This window comes from Streptococcus sp. GMD6S (assembly GCF_000297015.1).
In genome coordinates, this window is sequence record NZ_AJRH01000273.1 from 1 (window position 1) to 517 (window position 517).

Below are 517 nucleotides of genomic sequence, written 5' to 3' on the forward strand. Positions count from 1 at the left end.
CTCGCAAATCTTTGAACATCTGGATGACCATTACCGCTATCATTGGTATCGTAATTATTAAATTCTTTGCTGGACAAGTTTCAACCATGCTTCGCTTTGCCATGATCGGTTCTTTCCTGACAACACCATTCTTCGCTCTTTTGAACTATGTATTGGTGACACGTGAGAATAAAAATCTTCCTTCTTGGCTAAAACTCCTCGCTATCGCAGGATTGATTTTCCTCTTTGGCTTTGCTATTTTCTTTATCTATGCACTTGCCATCGGAAAAGCAGGATAGTTTATAAAATGGCACCCTGACAGGGTGCTTTTTGCATACTCAAAAGCAGTTGAAAATCTCAACTGCCCCTCAGTACTACTTTATTTTTCTGTCTCTAACTCATACAAGTCTGCAATGATTGCTGCGACTTTTTTAATATCTCCCAGCATGCCTCTCATTTCAAAATCTGCTAGAACGGGGAAACCAAAACGCTGGCTGTACTGCTTGGCTGTTAGGCAGTATTGATTGTTAAAATTGCG

Annotated in this window: 1 protein-coding gene and 1 pseudogene; one reads left to right on the forward strand and one right to left on the reverse strand. The window is 40.2% G+C overall.

Going from position 1 to position 517, the window contains the following annotated elements; translation table 11 throughout:
• Positions 1-278: pseudogene (locus GMD6S_RS10125) on the forward strand (hypothetical protein); the annotation flags it as partial.
• An 80-nt stretch (positions 279-358) separates the two neighbouring features.
• Here GMD6S_RS10125 and GMD6S_RS10130 read toward each other — a convergent pair.
• Positions 359-517: class Ib ribonucleoside-diphosphate reductase assembly flavoprotein NrdI (locus GMD6S_RS10130; protein ID WP_008295374.1), on the reverse strand; the 159-nt coding region annotated here is incomplete at its 5' end.